At 59.1% G+C, this 16,986-nt stretch carries 13 protein-coding genes; 4 read left to right on the forward strand and 9 right to left on the reverse strand.

The window, feature by feature from the left end; all coding sequences use genetic code 11:
* Positions 1-189 precede the first annotated feature (189 nt).
* Positions 190-1,536: a metalloprotease PmbA gene (pmbA, locus tag EQV90_RS16565; protein ID WP_240878429.1), complete on the reverse strand. Its 1,347-nt coding sequence runs from the start codon at positions 1,534-1,536 to the stop codon at positions 190-192.
* 107 nt (positions 1,537-1,643) lie between these two features.
* Between pmbA and yjgA the strand changes: the two genes are divergently transcribed.
* Complete coding sequence (gene yjgA / locus EQV90_RS16570; protein ID WP_003439877.1) at positions 1,644-2,165, forward strand: ribosome biogenesis factor YjgA; 522 nt, start codon at positions 1,644-1,646, stop codon at positions 2,163-2,165.
* A 45-nt stretch (positions 2,166-2,210) separates the two neighbouring features.
* On the opposite strand, the gene tldD is transcribed toward yjgA, so the two are convergent.
* The 8 genes from tldD to mreB all read right to left on the reverse strand — a co-directional run bounded on the left by tldD (position 2,211) and on the right by mreB (position 13,508).
* Positions 2,211-3,653, reverse strand: coding sequence for a metalloprotease TldD (tldD, locus tag EQV90_RS16575; protein WP_003439875.1), 1,443 nt, complete (start codon positions 3,651-3,653; stop codon positions 2,211-2,213).
* A 172-nt stretch (positions 3,654-3,825) separates the two neighbouring features.
* Positions 3,826-4,665, reverse strand: coding sequence for a carbon-nitrogen hydrolase family protein (locus EQV90_RS16580; protein WP_240878430.1), 840 nt, complete (start codon positions 4,663-4,665; stop codon positions 3,826-3,828).
* A gap of 36 nt (positions 4,666-4,701) precedes the next feature.
* A complete protein-coding gene (locus EQV90_RS16585) occupies positions 4,702-8,514 on the reverse strand; it encodes a YhdP family protein (RefSeq protein WP_240878431.1) in 3,813 nt (1,270 codons plus the stop codon).
* Between the two features lie 72 nt (positions 8,515-8,586).
* Complete coding sequence (rng, locus tag EQV90_RS16590) at positions 8,587-10,044, reverse strand: ribonuclease G (RefSeq protein ID WP_060781831.1); 1,458 nt, start codon at positions 10,042-10,044, stop codon at positions 8,587-8,589.
* Positions 10,045-10,100: 56 nt separating this feature from the next.
* A complete protein-coding gene (locus tag EQV90_RS16595; RefSeq protein WP_003439861.1) occupies positions 10,101-10,706 on the reverse strand; it encodes a Maf family protein in 606 nt (201 codons plus the stop codon).
* A 52-nt stretch (positions 10,707-10,758) separates the two neighbouring features.
* Positions 10,759-11,247, reverse strand: a complete 489-nt coding sequence (gene mreD / locus EQV90_RS16600; protein ID WP_003439859.1) for a rod shape-determining protein MreD — start codon at positions 11,245-11,247, stop codon at positions 10,759-10,761.
* Positions 11,247-12,326 carry a rod shape-determining protein MreC gene (gene mreC / locus EQV90_RS16605; RefSeq protein WP_314418264.1) on the reverse strand — a complete coding sequence of 360 codons (1,080 nt, stop codon included), beginning with the start codon at positions 12,324-12,326 and terminating at the stop codon, positions 11,247-11,249. Before mreC ends, mreD begins: the two co-directional genes overlap by 1 nt.
* Positions 12,327-12,470: 144 nt before the next feature.
* The gene (mreB, locus tag EQV90_RS16610) at positions 12,471-13,508 is read right to left on the reverse strand and encodes a rod shape-determining protein MreB (protein WP_003439856.1); all 1,038 of its coding nucleotides are present in this window, start codon (positions 13,506-13,508) and stop codon (positions 12,471-12,473) included.
* Between the two features lie 210 nt (positions 13,509-13,718).
* Between mreB and gatC the strand changes: the two genes are divergently transcribed.
* From gatC to gatB, 3 genes are read left to right on the forward strand one after another with little or no spacing between them, the layout of a single operon-like run.
* Entirely contained in the window at positions 13,719-14,006 is a 288-nt protein-coding gene (gatC, locus tag EQV90_RS16615) for an Asp-tRNA(Asn)/Glu-tRNA(Gln) amidotransferase subunit GatC (RefSeq protein WP_003439854.1), read from the forward strand.
* 15 nt (positions 14,007-14,021) lie between these two features.
* On the forward strand, positions 14,022-15,473 hold the full coding sequence (gene gatA / locus EQV90_RS16620) for an Asp-tRNA(Asn)/Glu-tRNA(Gln) amidotransferase subunit GatA (protein ID WP_003439853.1): 1,452 nt from the start codon (positions 14,022-14,024) through the stop codon (positions 15,471-15,473).
* Between the two features lie 10 nt (positions 15,474-15,483).
* A complete protein-coding gene (gatB, locus tag EQV90_RS16625) occupies positions 15,484-16,929 on the forward strand; it encodes an Asp-tRNA(Asn)/Glu-tRNA(Gln) amidotransferase subunit GatB (RefSeq protein ID WP_003439852.1) in 1,446 nt (481 codons plus the stop codon).
* Positions 16,930-16,986 lie beyond the last annotated feature (57 nt).

Here is a 16,986-nt window from a genome sequence, read left to right on the forward strand (position 1 = left end):
TCGACTTGGTCGACGACCGACAATTTAAAGGTCAGCGTGTAGTCTCGCTGACTACGCCTTTTACTTGTCTCCATTACGCCCTCCTGAAAATAGATCAGAAGGTGTAAACCTTATTCAGGACGGGACAGCAGACACAAAAAAGGCGTATCCCCCCGACAGGTGATACGCCCTGGTGTACGCCGGGAGGAATTAGCTGCCAGCCACCGTCATCCGTTCAATCAACACGGAGCCGGTGCGGATGTTGCTGCGCAACTCCAGGTCATTACCTACGGCAACGATCTGCTTGAACATGTCACGCATGTTGCCGGCGATGGTCACTTCCTGAACCGGGAACTGGATCTCGCCATTCTCGACCCAGAAACCTGCGGCGCCACGGGAGTAATCCCCCGTCACCATGTTAAGCCCGCTGCCCATCAGCTCGGTGACGAACAAACCGCGCCCCATGCGCCGGATCAACGCGGCCTGGTCTTCATCGCCATGGGTCACGAACAGGTTGTGCACGCCGCCCGCGTTGGCGGTGCTTGGCAGGCCCAGCTTGCGTCCGGAATAGGTGCTGAGGATGTAGGACACCAGCTCGCCGTCTTTGATGAACGGTTTGGCGTAGGTGGCCAGGCCATCGTTATCGAACGACGAACTGCCCATGGCACGCATCAAATGCGGGCGCTCATCCAGGGTCAGCCATTCAGGGAAGATCTGCTGGCCCATCGCGTCCAGCAGGAAGGATGACTTGCGGTACAGGTTGCCCCCCGAGATCGCCCCTAGGAAGCTGCCAAACAAGCCGCCGGCCAGTTCGGCCGAGAACAGCACCGGCACTTCGCAGGTGGGCACCGGACGCGAACCCAGTCGCCGGGCCGCCCGCTCTGCTGCGCGCTTGCCGATGGTTGCTGCATCCATCAACAACTCACCCTGGCAATTAACGTCATACCAGTAGTCACGCTGCATCTGGCCGTCGCCTTCGGCAATCATCACGCAGCTCAGGCTGTGGCGGGTCGAAGTCGAGCCACCGATAAAACCGTTGCTGTTGCCATACACCCGGCAGCCCTGGTGGGTGCTCAGGGTGGTGCCGTCGGCGTTTTTGATGCGGCTGTCGGCCTCGAATGCCGCGGCTTCACAAGCCAGCGCTTTTTCGATGGCTTGTTCCGGGGTGATATCCCAGGTGTGGAAGACATCAAAGTCTTTCAGGTCGCGCGCCATCAGGCTGGCGTCGGCCAAGCCCGAGCTTTCATCTTCAGAAGTGTGTTTGGCGATTGCCAGAGCCGCCGCAACGGTTTCGCGGATGGCATCGGGACCGGTGGCCGAAGTGCTGGCCGACCCCTTGCGCTGACCCACATAGAGCGTGATGCCAAATCCCTGGTCGCGGTTGAACTCAACGGTTTCAACTTCGCGCTGACGTACAGAAGTCGACAGCCCCTGCTCCAGTGACACTGCCACTTCACAGGCGCTGGCCCCCTGACGCCTGGCTTCAGCAATGATTTGCTCTACTTGCTCCTGCAGTGCCGGCAAGGCCTGCGGGCCGACGCTTTGTACTGCACTCATGGTTTTCTCCACTCAAATTCTGTTTTCGGCAGGGCCGCCGAGCGACCGGGCCGGACAAGCGGCCCCCGACTGGTTATCATGGCGGCGTTTCTTTGCGGACTGCCACCATGGTTGATTCTTACGACGACGCCTTCGACGGCGAAAAAAGCAAAACACAGGTCAAGAAAGAGCTGCATGCTCTGGTTGATCTGGGCGAGCGTCTCACGACACTCAAGCCTGATTTGCTGAAAAAACTGCCTTTGACCGACGCCTTGCGCAAGGCTCTGGCAGATGCTCCAAAACACACGGCCAATATTGCGCGCAAGCGCCATATGATGTTCATCGGCAAGCTGATGCGTGATCAACCGATCGACGAAATCCTTGCATTGATTGATCAAGTAGATGCCTCTTCGCGCCAATACAACGAACGTTTCCACGGACTCGAACGCTGGCGTGACCGCTTGATTGCGGGCTCCGACGACGTACTTGAAAAGTTCGTTGCCGATTTCCCCGAGACCGACCGCCAGCAATTGCGTTCGCTCGTGCGTCAGGCTCAACACGAACTTGCCCATAACAAGGCGCCGGCCGCAAGCCGCAAATTGTTCAAGTACATTCGTGACCTGGACGAGGTTCAACGCGGTCTGCGTTGATCCCCGACCAATGGGTGGGCTGCATTGCAGTCCACCCAGTCTTTATCACCCGCCTGTACCGCCTACGGTGATCGCGTCAATCTTCAAGGTTGGCTGACCCACACCCACCGGCACCGACTGCCCATCCTTGCCACACGTGCCCACGCCGCTGTCCAGCGTCAGATCGTTACCGACCATCGACACCTTGCTCATCGCTTCCGGCCCGTTGCCAATCAGGGTCGCGCCTTTGATCGGGTAAGTGATTTTGCCGTCTTCGATCATGTACGCCTCACTGGTGGAGAACACGAACTTGCCGCTGGTGATATCCACCTGTCCGCCGCCCAGATTGGCGCAGTAGATGCCTTTCTTCACCGAAGCAATGATTTCGGCCGGATCACTTTCGCCACCCAGCATGTAGGTGTTGGTCATGCGCGGCATCGGCAGATGCGCGTAGGACTCGCGACGGCCATTGCCGGTGCGGGCCACACCCATCAGTCGGGCATTGAGCTTGTCCTGCATGTAACCCTTGAGTACGCCATTTTCGATCAGCGTGGTGCACTCGGTCGGGGTGCCTTCGTCATCCACGCTCAGCGAGCCACGACGACCGGCCAGGGTGCCGTCATCAACGATGGTGCACAGCTTGGAGGCAACCATCTCGCCCATGCGCCCGCTGTAGGCCGAACTGCCCTTGCGGTTGAAATCGCCTTCCAGGCCATGACCGACTGCTTCGTGCAGCAACACGCCGGACCAGCCGGAACCCAGTACCACCGGCATGGTGCCCGCTGGAGCCGGTACGGCCTCAAGATTGACCAGTGCCTGGCGCAGCGCCTCACGGGCATAGCCCATGGCACGGTCTTCAGTGAGGAAGTAGCGGTAATCGGTACGCCCGCCACCGCCATGACCGCCGCGCTCGCGACGGCCATTTTGCTCAACGATGACACTCACATTGAAGCGCACCAAAGGCCGCACATCCGCAGCCAGACCGCCGTCGGTGGATGCCACCAGGATCCGCTCCCAGACCCCGGCCATGCTCACGGTGACCTGCTGAATACGCGGATCAAGGGCCCGGGTAGCAGCATCGATACGCTTGAGCAACTCGACCTTTTCTGCGCGGCTGATCACTTCCAGCGGGTTGTCGGGCGCATACAACTGCGCCACGTCCTGGGTGGTGAAAGCCTGAACGGTGCCGTTTTGCCCCGCGCGCGAGATCGAGCGCGCAGCACGTGCAGCCAGGCCCAGTGCTTCCAGGGTGATGGCGTTACTGTAGGAAAATCCGGTTTTCTCGCCAGACTGGGCGCGCACGCCGACACCTTGATCAAGGCTGAAGCTGCCTTCCTTGACGATGCCGTCTTCCAGCGCCCAGGACTCGGATATCTGGCCCTGGAAATACAGATCTGCTGCGTCGATGCCCGGCCCGGCCAGATCACCCAAAACACTTTGCAGGCTTTCAATGGTGACACCGCCCGGTGCCAGCAGATGTTCGCTGACTGAGGTCAACAAGTCGCTCATATTCACTCCGTCTTGGCCCCTGCTTCAGCATCTTTGAGTGCTGAACCCACGGGCCTGAAAATTACTGCGGGAGCTGGCTTGCCGGCGATGCAGACGAGTTGATCTGTCTCTGTCCGTGCTGCTATCACTGGCAAGCCAGCTCCCACAAAAAATGCATCTGACCGAAACGCCTCTAAACCTGCTCCTGAGCGCCCCGGGAAAAAAATCGTCGATGATTCACCACCGGCATGCGCGCCCTGATGGCCGCCTGCTCGGCATTGTCGCGCTCGGCCAGCAGCACCCCTTCGCCCTGGGCCTGCTCTGCCAGCACGCGCCCCCAAGGGTCGATAATTGCAGCATGCCCCCAGGTTTCACGCGGCCCGGGATGCACGCCACCCTGGGCTGCAGCCAACAGGTAGCATTGGGTTTCTATCGCCCGGGCACGGATCAGTATGTCCCAGTGTGCTTGCCCGGTAACGGCGGTAAAGGCCGAAGGCGCGGTAATCAATTCAGCCCCGGCAGCCCGCAGTTCGCTATACAGCTCCGGAAAACGCAGGTCGTAACATACGCTCAGGCCCAGTTTGCCAACCGGGGTATCTGCCACCACTACCTGTCCCCCGGGCGCATAGTCATCGGATTCACGGTAACGGCCACGACTGTCAGACACGTCCACATCAAACAGGTGCAGTTTGTCGTATCGCGCGGCCTGCTCGCCATCGGCGTTGATCAACAATGAACAGGCATTGACCTTGGCATCCGGTTGCCCTTCGGGCGGCAGCGGCAAAGTACCCGCCACTATCCATAAGTTGAGGTCTCGGGCGGCCTGTTTCAACCATGGCAGGATCGGTCCCTGCCCCATGGCCTCGGCGCGGCCGATATCGGCGATATCCCGGCGACCCATTGCCGCGAAATTTTCGGGCAATACCACCAGCCGCGCGCCACGCCCGGCGGCCTGCTCCAACAGGCGGCGGGCCTGGGCCAGATTGGCCAGCACATCGCTCTGGCTGACCATCTGAATCACTGCAAACGACATGGCGCACTCCTTGAAATGTCTGACGCCATGCTACTCCTAGTTTTTCTCAAAAGGCTTGTCGAAGGTGATCTTCGGATCGGCCCACGGGCCCTGGATGCTGTATTGCACGCTGGCGAAGCGCGACACCTGATCACCGATCAACTTGTTGAGCAAGAACATTGCTCCGCCTGCCGCAGGCCCGCCCACCAACAGCGCCGCAAGGGGCAGATTGTTGGTCACAGGCAGCGTGACCAGCAACTTGGCGTTGACCTGATCGGTGATCATATTCAACGTGCCGCTGAGTTCAAGGTTAGTCGACGGCCCGGTCATCAGGACCGGTCTGGAGGTGCTGTAAACGCCATTTGTGGCATTCAGCACGCCTTTGACCCGGTCATAGCTCAGACCCTTGCCAAACAGATCCGAGAAGTCCAGACGCAAGCGGCGGCCGATGGCATTGAAGTTCAGCAGGCCAAAGATACGCAGCACCTGAGCGCTGCCATCGACCTCGACAAACTGACCTTTGTTCAGCGAGGCATCCAGAGTGCCCGAGAAGCGCTTGAGGCCGATCCAGGCCGGAGAACCGGGCCAGCGCCCATCGACATCCACATGGAAATTGTTACTGGTCACACTCGGCGCAAAGCCCCAGTTCTTCAGGACATCGGCCAGGTTGCGTCCGCCGATACGGCCTTTGTACCAACTGTTGCTGGCACCGGCTCCCCCTTCCCAACCGCCGGAGCCTTCGAGCAGCAAGCCCTTGAGCCCCAGGTTCAGATTGTTGAGGCTGATGCCGCGGTTGTTCGGCCGCACATTCAGCGACCAGGCACCCAACAAGTCAGACCCCTGATAAAGCTGGCGAATGATGATGTCCAGCGCCGGTATTTTGCGTGGATCAACCGAAGCCAGCGGGTCCGGAGCATTGTCGTCAGTCACCGCCTTGGGATCAGGCGCCGGCAGGCGAATGGTCTGCATAGTGATCACGATCGGGGCATTTTTGGCATCGGGCAAGGTCACTGCGCCGGTGGCCTGTTTGCTATTGATCTGTAAGCCCCAGGACGCCGCGCTGCGCTTCATTTGCAGACTGACCTGATCCAGTTGCGTACCAAACGCGTTCAGCTTGCCGACTTTGAAATCCGCACTGCTGAGCATCTGCTTGGCGCTGCCTCCGGGGTCCTTGCCCGCATAACGCTCGACCAGTGCCTGCCAGGGAGCAACATCCAGTTCCGACAGCACGCCGCGAATACGCAACCCTTTACCGGGTGGCAACACGGGATCGCCAGCCCCCAGAAACAACTCGCCACGACCGTCTTCGAATTTGCCGTCAGGCGCAGCGAAGGTCAGGTTTGCCAGATCACCGTAGTCAAACCAGTAACGGCGCTCGGCGCCCTGCAAGGTCATGCGAAATACGCTGTTGCGGGTCTGGTTGGCGGCCAGACCGAAGGGTGCAGGCAGGTCAACCACCGCCCCCTTGAGGCTGGAGCTGACCCGCAACTGGCTGTCCGCACCATCCAGGGTGAGTTGCAGTTGATAAGGCAAATCCCCGGAGACCGGAATCGGCTGATAGAACTTGAGCCAGTCGGTGAGTTTCTTGACCCCGACCTGACCACTGGCAACAACCCGGGTACTCAGCCTGCCAGGTTTGCCATCGGCGAATATCTGCGCGGTGACCGGACGATCAAAAGCCCTGGCACTGATACCTTTACCACTCAAACCTTTGGCGCTGTCAAAACGGAAGTCGCCCTTGAGCTGGGTCAATTCAAGTTCGGGATTGCTCAGTTTCAAACGCGCCTTGTCGGTTTTGAAGTCCACCAGAATTTTCGGTTCGACACCTTTCTCCAGCGGGATATCAAGGTTGACCCGGCCTTTGAGCGAGCCTTCGCCTTGCCAGCCGGCAAAGGTTTCTGCCGTGCCTATCGGCGCCTCCTGGAGGATTTTCAAACCGTCGCCCAGGCCACCGTCGAAGTCACCGTCCAGGTACAGGTGGCTGACCTTGCCAGTCGGCACGTGGGGAATACTGACCGCGACATTGCGCACCTGGGTGTCGAGCAACTGGCCCTTGCTGGCCATGATGCGTACGCCGCTGTCTTCGATGAATACATCACCCGACACATTGCGCACATGGGGCCAGCCGGGCTGGAAATCCAGCTCGGCGCCATGAACCTTGAAGAACAGGCTGATGTTGCGCGCGGCGGCCACCGCATCGTGACTGAGCGAGCCCTGATACTGGAAGAAACCTTCGTCAACCGAGCCCTTGATGATGGCCGTACTCAGCCATTCGGTGAGCGCCGGGCTCAATACCTCAGGCAGGTATTTTGGAGTGAAGCGCCCATCACCATCGGTCAGGCCGACCCGCAGGTCCATATAGTCTTCTTCAGAGTGATCCATATGAATACGGATCAGGAAGTCAGCGGCAATCTTGCCTTCCTCCCCCAGCACTTTGATGGCAGGTGCTATCAGGGTGAAGCTGTTTTCATCCAGCTTCCACGTGAGCAAGGCGTTGGCCTGCAGGTATTGCCAGGGCCTGGCAAAAATCGGCTCCAGGTGCAGCGAGAAGTCTTTGCTGTCCAGTCGCAGCTCGCCCTTGCCCAGGTCGCCGCTGATCAATCCGCTGACATTACGTGCCGCCGGAGCACCGTGGGTGGCGTTGAAGCCCACTTGCTGCAAGTTGGCCGCGAAACTGAGCTTTTGCTCATCGGTCGCAGCGGGCCGGTAGTCGACCAGCACATTACGTAATGTGCCCGTCACTTTCAGCTGGTCGATGACTTCAGCGGCGGCCTCTGGCACCGGCGCGAGGGAGTCCATCAACGGGGTGATCGGGGTCAGGTCCAGATGATCGGCCTGTAGATGCCAGCGCTCCAGTTCTTTATCAGTGGCCGCGAACTGTTGCAGTTGCATGCGGGTTTCCCAGCGGCTCTTGCCCACATTCATCGCCAGCGAGTCCAGCACCACCTTGTAGCCCTGATCTGCGCGCTGAATCCAGGCACGCATTGCCAGGTCCTCAATCGCCTCAGGCTTGCGCTCTGCATAAGCACCGCGCATGGATGGCGCGTTCAAGCGCGCAACGGCACTTTGCACCGAGCCCTTGCTCCAGTTAAACCAGAATTCGCCACCGGCTTTTAGCTCAGACACTTTCCACGGATTGATCAGGCTGGCTGGCAGCCATTTGGCCCAATCACTTTGTGGCAGGCTCAGATAAGCCTGGGCTGCACCGTCACGCCAGTGACCGGCCTGGATTTGAGTTTTGAGACTCATCGCCACAGGCTGGCCGTCAGGCAGGGTGAAGCGGGTATCGAGACGCTGATCAGAGGCGCCCGCATCAAGGGTAAGCCCCACATAAGTCAGGGTCAGCGGGGCGTGCTTCCAGGGTTCCAAAGTTACCTGGCTATCGAGCAGGGACACCCGGGCAACCTGCTGCAGTTGATTGAGCAATTGCTCCGGGTCCAGCGGCTGATCGTCCTGGAGCGCAAAACCTTCAAGCGCCCAATGACCGGCCTGGTCCTGACGCAAGCTCAGTTGCAGGCCATCGAGTTGCACATGGGCGAGGCGAATGTCGCGGTTCAGCAGGCTGGCCCAGACATCGGGAACCACCTGTACCTGATCCAGACGCAGGGCACTGTTGCCCTCGCCGACCATGACATCGTGGGCCAGCAGCACCGGCCCCATGCCATCCCAGCGCCCTTCAAGGCTGCCAATGGTCAAGGGCACGCCCAAGGCTTCACGGGCTTTGTTCTGGACTTCCAGGCGATATTCGGCGATCAGCGGCGTGAGCTCGCGGCCCAGGCTGACGTACAAAGCCGTGAGTACCAAAATCAGGGCACAGGCCCCTAATCCCCAGCGGGTCAACGCGGCAAAAAAGCGTGTCAGACGCTCCATGTCAGGCGGCCCCTTCAATGATGATCAAAGGGGCAGGAGTTAGCCCCTTTTTAATGCGGCATGCAGGATACTTCAGAGCAGCACCACGTCGTATTGTTCCTGGGAATACATGGTTTCGACCTGAAAACGGATCGTACGCCCGATAAATCCTTCCAGCTCCGCGACGTTGCCCGATTCTTCATCCAGCAAGCGGTCGACAACTTTCTGGTTAGCCAATACACGATAGCCAACAGCCTGATAAGCACGAGCTTCGCGCAGAATTTCACGGAAAATTTCGTAGCAGATAGTTTCTGCGGTTTTCAGCTTGCCGCGCCCCTGACAGCACACGCAGGGCTCGCACAGTACCTGCTCAAGGCTTTCGCGGGTGCGCTTGCGGGTCATCTGCACCAGACCCAGCTCGGTAATGCCGATGATGTTGGTCTTGGCGTGATCACGCTCGAGTTGTTTTTCGAGGGTGCGCAATACCTGACGCTGGTGCTCTTCATCTTCCATGTCGATGAAGTCGATAATGATGATACCGCCCAGGTTGCGCAGGCGCAGTTGCCGGGCAATGGCGGTGGCAGCTTCCAGATTGGTCTTGAAGATGGTTTCTTCGAGATTGCGGTGCCCCACAAACGCACCCGTGTTGACGTCGATGGTGGTCATCGCTTCTGCCGGGTCAACCACCAGATAACCGCCGGACTTGAGCGGTACCTTGCGATCCAGTGCTTTCTGGATCTCGTCTTCGACGCCATACAAATCAAAAATCGGACGCTCGCCCGGATAGTGCTCGAGGCGATCGGCAATTTCCGGCATCAGTTCAGCAACAAACTGCGTGGTCCGTTGAAAGGTCTCGCGGGAATCAATGCGGATTTTTTCAATCTTGGGGCTGACCAGGTCACGCAGTGTGCGCAACGCCAGGCCCAGGTCTTCATAGATCACGGTCGGGGCACCGACGGTTTTGATCTGTGCTCCGATCTGGTCCCACAGCCGCCGCAAATAACGAATATCCATCAGGATTTCATCTGCCCCGGCACCCTCGGCCGCCGTGCGCAGGATAAAACCACCGGCTTCCTTGATCCCCTCTTTGGCCACGCAATCGCTGACCACCTGTTTAAGGCGCTCACGCTCGGCTTCGTCTTCGATTTTCAACGAAATACCGACATGGGCCGTGCGCGGCATGTACACCAGATAGCGTGAAGGGATGGATAACTGAGTGGTCAGACGCGCGCCCTTGGAGGCAATCGGGTCTTTGGTGACTTGCACCACCAGGCTCTGGCCTTCATGCACCAGGGCGCTGATGCTTTCAACGGCCTGGCCTTCGCGCAGGGAAATTTCAGAAGCGTGAATAAAAGCAGCACGATCCAGACCGATATCGACAAAGGCAGCCTGCATGCCGGGCAAAACCCTGACCACCTTGCCTTTATAAATATTGCCAACAATGCCCCGGCGCTGGGTACGCTCGACATGCACCTCTTGCAGAACACCGTTCTCTACCACCGCCACGCGCGATTCCATCGGCGTGATGTTGATCAGGATCTCTTCACTCATGGCTGGGTCTCGTTCAGGCGTCATCACATTAGTGCCACGTCTCGTAGGTGCACAATTCAGTGCACGTTAAGGTTTTGCCAACAGGGTATGCCGAAATGCCCCAGCAGTTCTGCGGTTTCGCACACAGGCAACCCCACTACGCCCGAATAACTGCCATTGAGGCCTGAAACAAAGACTGCGGCCAACCCCTGGATGGCGTAACCGCCTGCTTTATCCTGAGGTTCACCGCTGGCCCAATACAGTCTGGCTTCTTGTTTGCTGATGTTTCGAAAGCTGACCCGGCTGCGTATCACGCGGGTTTCGCAGCGCTCGGCATCCATAATCGCAATGGCCGTCAGCACTTCATGCTCGCGGCCGGATAGCGCCATGAGCATAGCCATGGCATCGACCTCATCGACCGGCTTGCCGAGTATCTGGCCATCAAGTACCACAGCAGTGTCGGCGCCCAACACACAAAAAGTGCTACTGAGTATGGATTTGAGCAGCCGATCGCATCCCGCCCTGGCCTTTTCGTGCGCCAGGCGCTCGACATAGGCCGCAGGGGACTCATTCGCAAGAGGGGTTTCATCAATGGCAGCACTGATGGTGTTGAACGGCACGCCGATTTGAGTCAGTAACTCACGTCGACGTGGCGAACCGGAAGCCAGATAAAGCGAAAGCATCGTGACATCTCCCTGTCAAAGTGCACAAACCAGGAAATGGCTCGCGCTCCTGTTAATTGATTTTGAAGCGTCGGCGCAACCCGCGAAGCCCGTAACTGACCCATGGCCAGAGCAGTGCGCTGACCAGCGCAGGCAGAATCAGGGCCAGGGTCGGCTGACGGTTGCCGGTCAAAGCACTTAGCCATAACTGGGCCAGTTGGGCCAGACCGAAAATAACCAGGATCACCAGACTCTGCTGCCACATGGGGAACATCCGCAGACGCTGCTGCAGCGACAGTACGAGGAAGGTGATGAGGGTCAAAATCAGCGCGTTCTGCCCCAGCAACGTGCCGTACAGCACATCTTCGGCCAACCCCAGGCACCAGGCCGTGACCATGCCCACTTTATGCGGCATGTAGAGGGTCCAGAAAGCCAGCAGCAACGCCAGCCAGAGCGGGCGCAGGATTTCCATGAACTGCGGCATCGGTGAAATGCTGAGTAACAGGCCGATGGCGAACGTTAGCCAGATGATCCAGCCATTATTCGAACGAGTACTCGCCATTATTGCCTCTCCCGAGTCGTGGCCGGCGCAGCTGCTGGCGGGGTGGCCGCGGCGGGGGTTGGCGCTGGAACAGGTTTTTTCACGGCTTTGACCGCAGGCGCAACCGGGGTAGCAACCGGAGCAGGCGCTGGCGCTGGCGCAGGTACAACCACAGGGGCTGCCGGTTTGGGCACGGTTGCCGGAATGATCTGCGGCGCCTCACCGTTTTGCTCGGCCTCCTGGGCCTTGGCGGCATCGTTGGCCCGCTCTTCGGGGGTGCGACTGTCGCTGAATACCAGCAGCAAATAGCGGCTGCGGTTCAGGGCGGCGGTCGGAACGGCACGCACAATGGCGAACGGCTGACCCGAGTCGTGAATCACTTCTTTGACGGTTGCCACGGGATAGCCGGCCGGGAAACGCTGCCCCAGGCCCGAGCTGACCAGCAAATCGCCCACTTTGATATCCGCAGTATCGGCCACATGGCGCAATTCCAGACGCTCGGGATTGCCCGTACCGCTGGCGATGGCACGCAAACCGTTACGGTTCACCTGCACCGGAATACTGTGGGTGGTATCGGTCAGCAGCAAAACCCGCGAGGTGTAGGGCATCAACTCGACCACTTGCCCCATCAGGCCGCGAGCATCGAGTACCGGCTGGCCCAGCACGACGCCGTCGCGCTCACCCTTGTTGATGATGATGCGATGGGTAAAGGGGTTCGGGTCCATGCCGATCAACTCGGCCACCTCAACCTTCTCGTTAACCAGCGCAGAAGAGTTCAACAACTCGCGCAGGCGGACGTTCTGCTCGGTCAGGGCGGCCAGCTTTTGCATGCGCCCCTGAAGCAGAAGGTTTTCGGTCTTGAGTTTCTCGTTATCCGCGACCAGTTCGGTACGACTGCCGAACTGACTGGCCACACCCTGCCACAAGCGCTGCGGCAAATCGGTGATCCAGTAGGACTGCATCAGCACCAGCGACATCTGACTGCGCACGGGTTTGAGCAATGTGAAGCGGGCATCCACTACCATTAGCGCGACCGATAGCACGACCAGCACCAACAAGCGCACGCCCAATGAGGGGCCTTTGGCGAAGAGCGGTTTAATAAGCCGCTCCTCCCAGGCAAGTGTTCAATTTATTCATACGGCTTCAAAACGGCCTGGATGAAGATTGACAGAAGATAAACGCCAAAAGGCAGCACTGCAAAGTGCTACCTTCTGGTGATAACCATGGGACTGCACCACGCGATCTTATTCGCTGGAAAGCAAGTCCATCGTGTGTTTATCCATCATTTCCAACGCACGGCCACCACCACGTGCAACGCAGGTCAGCGGGTCTTCGGCAACGATTACCGGCAGACCGGTTTCCTGGGCCAGCAACTTGTCGAGGTCACGCAGCAAGGCGCCACCACCGGTCAGTACCAGACCGCGCTCGGCGATGTCCGAAGCCAGCTCTGGCGGGGACTGTTCCAGTGCACTTTTCACGGCCTGAACGATGGTTGCCAGCGACTCTTGCAGAGCCTCAAGCACTTCGTTGGAGTTCAGGGTGAAGGCACGCGGTACACCTTCCGCCAGGTTACGGCCACGCACATCTACTTCACGCACTTCACCGCCCGGGAAAGCTGTACCGATTTCGGTCTTGATGCGCTCGGCCGTCGATTCACCGATCAGGCTGCCGTAGTTACGGCGCACATAAGTGATGATCGCTTCGTCGAAGCGGTCGCCGCCAACCCGTACGGATTCGGCGTAAACCACACCGTTCAGGGAGATCAGCGCGATTTCAGTGGTACCACCACCGATATCGACAACCATCGAGCCGCGTGCTTCCTCAACCGGCAAGCCGGCACCGATAGCAGCTGCCATCGGCTCTTCGATCAGGAACACTTCACGGGCACCGGCACCGAGTGCCGATTCGCGGATGGCGCGACGCTCTACCTGAGTCGATTTGCAAGGTACGCAAATCAGAACCCGGGGGCTTGGCTGCAGAAAGCTGTTTTCGTGCACCTTGTTGATAAAGTACTGCAGCATTTTTTCGCAAACGCTGAAGTCGGCAATAACGCCATCTTTCATCGGACGAATGGCTGCAATATTACCCGGTGTACGGCCCAGCATGCGCTTGGCCTCGGTGCCGACAGCAACGACACTTTTCTGGTTACCGTGCGTCCGAATAGCCACAACCGATGGCTCATTCAGGACAATACCGCGCTCACGCACGTAAATCAGGGTGTTGGCAGTGCCCAGGTCGATGGAAAGATCGCTGGAAAACATGCCACGCAGTTTCTTGAACATGGGAAAGGGACCCTAGGCAACGCGTGGGTAAAAAAGTGCGGCAAACTCTAACAACGACAGGGATTTTGGGCAAGGCGCCAATATGTTAAATTGGCAGCTTTTCAGAGCACCAACCCCCACAATCGCGGCCATATGACCGTAGAAATGCGGTAGTGTTCCGACAATCTAACACACGGATAGCATCCGTCCTGTTTTCCACTGGAGAATCCCATGGCGCTTGAACGCTCCGACGTGGAAAAAATCGCTCATTTGGCCCGTCTGGGTCTCAATGATGCTGATATCCCACGCACCACCGAAGCCCTGAATAGCATTCTGGGGCTGATTGATCAGATGCAGGCTGTCGACACCACCGGTATCGAGCCTCTGGCACACCCCCTGGAAGCCAGCCAGCGCCTGCGCGCAGACGTCGTGACTGAAAGCAATCATCGCGAGGCTTACCAGTCCATCGCACCAGCGGTCGAAAATGGCCTTTATCTGGTTCCGAAAGTCATCGAGTAAAGGGAAAGAGCCTGCATGCATCAATTGACTCTGGCCGAGATCGCCCGCGGACTCGCCGATAAAAAGTTTTCTTCCGAAGAGCTGACCAAGACCTTGCTGGCGCGTATCGCCCAGCTCGATCCTCAGCTCAACAGCTTCATCACCCTCACCGAAGACCTCGCCCTCGAGCAGGCCAAGGCCGCTGACGCACGTCGCGCCAACGGTGAAACCGGCGCACTGCTGGGCGCACCGATCGGTCACAAGGACCTGTTCTGCACCCTGGGCGTACGCACCAGCTGCGGCTCGAAGATGCTCGACAACTTCAAGGCCCCGTATGACGCCACCGTGGTCGCCAAACTGGCCGCTGCAGGCGCGGTGAGCCTGGGCAAGACCAACATGGACGAATTCGCCATGGGGTCGGCCAACGAGTCGAGCTACTACGGCGCGGTGAAAAACCCGTGGAATCTGGAGCACGTGCCAGGGGGCTCGTCGGGAGGTTCGGCTGCGGCCGTTGCGGCTCGTCTGCTGCCTGCTGCAACGGGCACAGATACCGGCGGTTCGATCCGCCAGCCGGCCGCCCTGACCAACCTCACCGGCCTGAAACCTACCTACGGACGGGTTTCGCGCTGGGGCATGATCGCCTACGCCTCCAGTCTCGACCAGGGCGGCCCGCTGGCCCGCACTGCAGAAGACTGCGCCATCCTGTTGCAGGGCATGGCCGGTTTTGATCCGCAGGACTCCACCAGCATCGACGAACCCGTGCCGGACTACAGCGCCAGCCTCAACGGTTCGCTGCAGGGCCTGCGCATCGGCGTGCCGAAAGAGTATTTCAGCGAAGGCCTGGACCCGCGTATCGCGCAGCTGATCCACACCAGCATCAAAGAGCTCGAAAAACTGGGTGCCGTGATCAAGCACATCAGCCTGCCCAACATGCAGCACGCCATTCCTGCGTACTACGTGATCGCCCCTGCCGAGGCCTCTTCCAACCTGTCGCGTTTTGACGGCGTGCGCTTCGGCCACCGCTGCGAAGACCCGAAAGACCTCACCGACCTGTACAAGCGTTCACGCGCCGAAGGCTTTGGCCCGGAAGTACAGCGCCGGATCCTGGTAGGTGCCTACGCCCTGTCGGCTGGCTACTACGACGCTTACTACCTGCAAGCGCAGAAAATCCGTCGCCTGATCAAAAACGACTTCATGACTGCATTCAATGAAGTCGACATCATCCTCGGCCCGACCACACCTAACCCGGCCTGGAAAATCGGCGCTAAAAACAGCGACCCGGTTTCTGCCTACCTGGAAGACGTGTACACCATCACCGCCAACCTCGCGGGCCTGCCGGGCCTGTCGATGCCGGCCGGTTTTGTCGATGGCCTGCCAGTCGGCGTGCAGTTGCTTGCGCCCTACTTCCAGGAAGGTCGCTTGCTCAACGTCGCGCACCAGTACCAGTTGAATACCGACTGGCATCTGCGCTCACCTGCCGGCTTCTGAGGAGAAACACATGCAATGGGAAGTTGTGATCGGGCTGGAAATTCATTCTCAGCTCGCCACCCAATCGAAGATTTTCTCCGGTAGCGCCACCACCTTTGGTGCCGAACCGAACACCCAGGCCAGCCTGGTTGATCTGGGCATGCCTGGCGTATTGCCGGTGCTGAACCAGGAAGCCGTGCGCATGGCCGTCATGTTTGGCCTGGCGGTTGATGCCGAAATCGTTCAGCACAACGTGTTTGCCCGCAAAAACTACTTCTACCCCGACCTGCCCAAGGGCTACCAGATCAGCCAGATGGAGTTGCCGATCGTCGGCATGGGCCATCTGGACATCACTCTGGAAGACGGCACCGTCAAACGTGTCGGCATCACCCGCGCGCACCTGGAAGAAGACGCGGGCAAAAGCCTGCACGAAGACTTCAGCGGCTCCACCGGCATCGACCTGAACCGTGCCGGTACGCCCCTGCTCGAAATCGTTTCCGAGCCGGACATGCGTAGCGCCAAGGAAGCCGTAGCCTACGTCAAGGCGATGCACGCCCTGGTGCGCTACCTGGGCATCTGCGACGGCAACATGGCCGAAGGCTCGCTGCGTTGCGACTGCAACGTGTCGATTCGCCCGGTTGGCCAGGCTGAGTTCGGTACCCGCTGCGAGATCAAAAACGTCAACTCGTTCCGCTTTATCGAAAAAGCCATCAACAGCGAAGTACGACGTCAGATCGAGCTGATCGAAGACGGCGGCAAGGTGATTCAGCAAACGCGTCTGTATGACCCGAACAAGGACGAAACCCGCGCCATGCGCAGCAAGGAGGAAGCCAACGACTACCGTTACTTCCCCGATCCGGACCTGCTGCCGGTGGTCATCGAAGATTCGTTCATCGAAGACGTGCGCGCCACCTTGCCGGAGCTGCCACCGCAAAAGCGCGAGCGCTTCCAGTCGCAGTTCGGCCTTTCCGCTTATGACGCCAGCGTTCTGGCTTCGAGCCGTGAACAGGCCGACTACTTCGAGAAAGTGGTAAACATCGCCGGCGACGCCAAACTGGCGGCCAACTGGGTCATGGTTGAACTGGGCAGCCTGCTCAACAAGCAAAGCCTGGATATCGACCAGTCGCCAGTCAGCGCCGAGCAACTGGGTGGCATGTTGCTGCGCATCACCGACAACACCATCTCCGGAAAAATCGCCAAGGTGGTGTTCGAAGCCATGGCCAATGGTGAAGGCAGCGCCGACGAAGTGATCGACAAGCGCGGTCTCAAGCAAGTGACCGACAGCGGCGCGATCGAGAAGGTGCTGGACGACGTGCTGGCGGCCAACGCAGAACAGGTCGAACAATACCGCGCGGCCGATGAGGCCAAACGCGGCAAGATGTTCGGCTTTTTCGTGGGCCAGGCGATGAAAGCTTCCAAAGGCAAAGCCAACCCGCAACAGGTCAACGAACTGCTCAAAAGCAAGCTCGAAGGCTAAGCAACAATCCCGCGGGAGATCTGTTGACCCCGGATCTCCCGCGGGAGCTGGCTTGCC

It is taken from the genome of Pseudomonas sp. TMW22089, from assembly GCF_022496645.1.
Classification (GTDB): Bacteria; Pseudomonadota; Gammaproteobacteria; order Pseudomonadales; family Pseudomonadaceae; genus Aquipseudomonas; species Aquipseudomonas paraversuta.

What these genes read in the sequence shown, in the direction of transcription:
- pmbA (WP_240878429.1), bottom strand. Translation starts at nt 1,536, where the DNA reads ATGAGTGCAGTACAAAGCGTCGGCCCGCAGGCCTTGCCGGCACTGCAG.
- gatA (WP_003439853.1), top strand. Translation starts at nt 14,022, where the DNA reads ATGCATCAATTGACTCTGGCCGAGATCGCCCGCGGACTCGCCGATAAA.
- EQV90_RS16580 (WP_240878430.1), bottom strand. Translation starts at nt 4,665, where the DNA reads ATGTCGTTTGCAGTGATTCAGATGGTCAGCCAGAGCGATGTGCTGGCC.
- gatB (WP_003439852.1), top strand. Translation starts at nt 15,484, where the DNA reads ATGCAATGGGAAGTTGTGATCGGGCTGGAAATTCATTCTCAGCTCGCC.
- mreD (WP_003439859.1), bottom strand. Translation starts at nt 11,247, where the DNA reads ATGGCGAGTACTCGTTCGAATAATGGCTGGATCATCTGGCTAACGTTC.
- mreB (WP_003439856.1), bottom strand. Translation starts at nt 13,508, where the DNA reads ATGTTCAAGAAACTGCGTGGCATGTTTTCCAGCGATCTTTCCATCGAC.
- EQV90_RS16585 (WP_240878431.1), bottom strand. Translation starts at nt 8,514, where the DNA reads ATGGAGCGTCTGACACGCTTTTTTGCCGCGTTGACCCGCTGGGGATTA.
- rng (WP_060781831.1), bottom strand. Translation starts at nt 10,044, where the DNA reads ATGAGTGAAGAGATCCTGATCAACATCACGCCGATGGAATCGCGCGTG.
- yjgA (WP_003439877.1), top strand. Translation starts at nt 1,644, where the DNA reads ATGGTTGATTCTTACGACGACGCCTTCGACGGCGAAAAAAGCAAAACA.
- gatC (WP_003439854.1), top strand. Translation starts at nt 13,719, where the DNA reads ATGGCGCTTGAACGCTCCGACGTGGAAAAAATCGCTCATTTGGCCCGT.
- tldD (WP_003439875.1), bottom strand. Translation starts at nt 3,653, where the DNA reads ATGAGCGACTTGTTGACCTCAGTCAGCGAACATCTGCTGGCACCGGGC.
- EQV90_RS16595 (WP_003439861.1), bottom strand. Translation starts at nt 10,706, where the DNA reads ATGCTTTCGCTTTATCTGGCTTCCGGTTCGCCACGTCGACGTGAGTTA.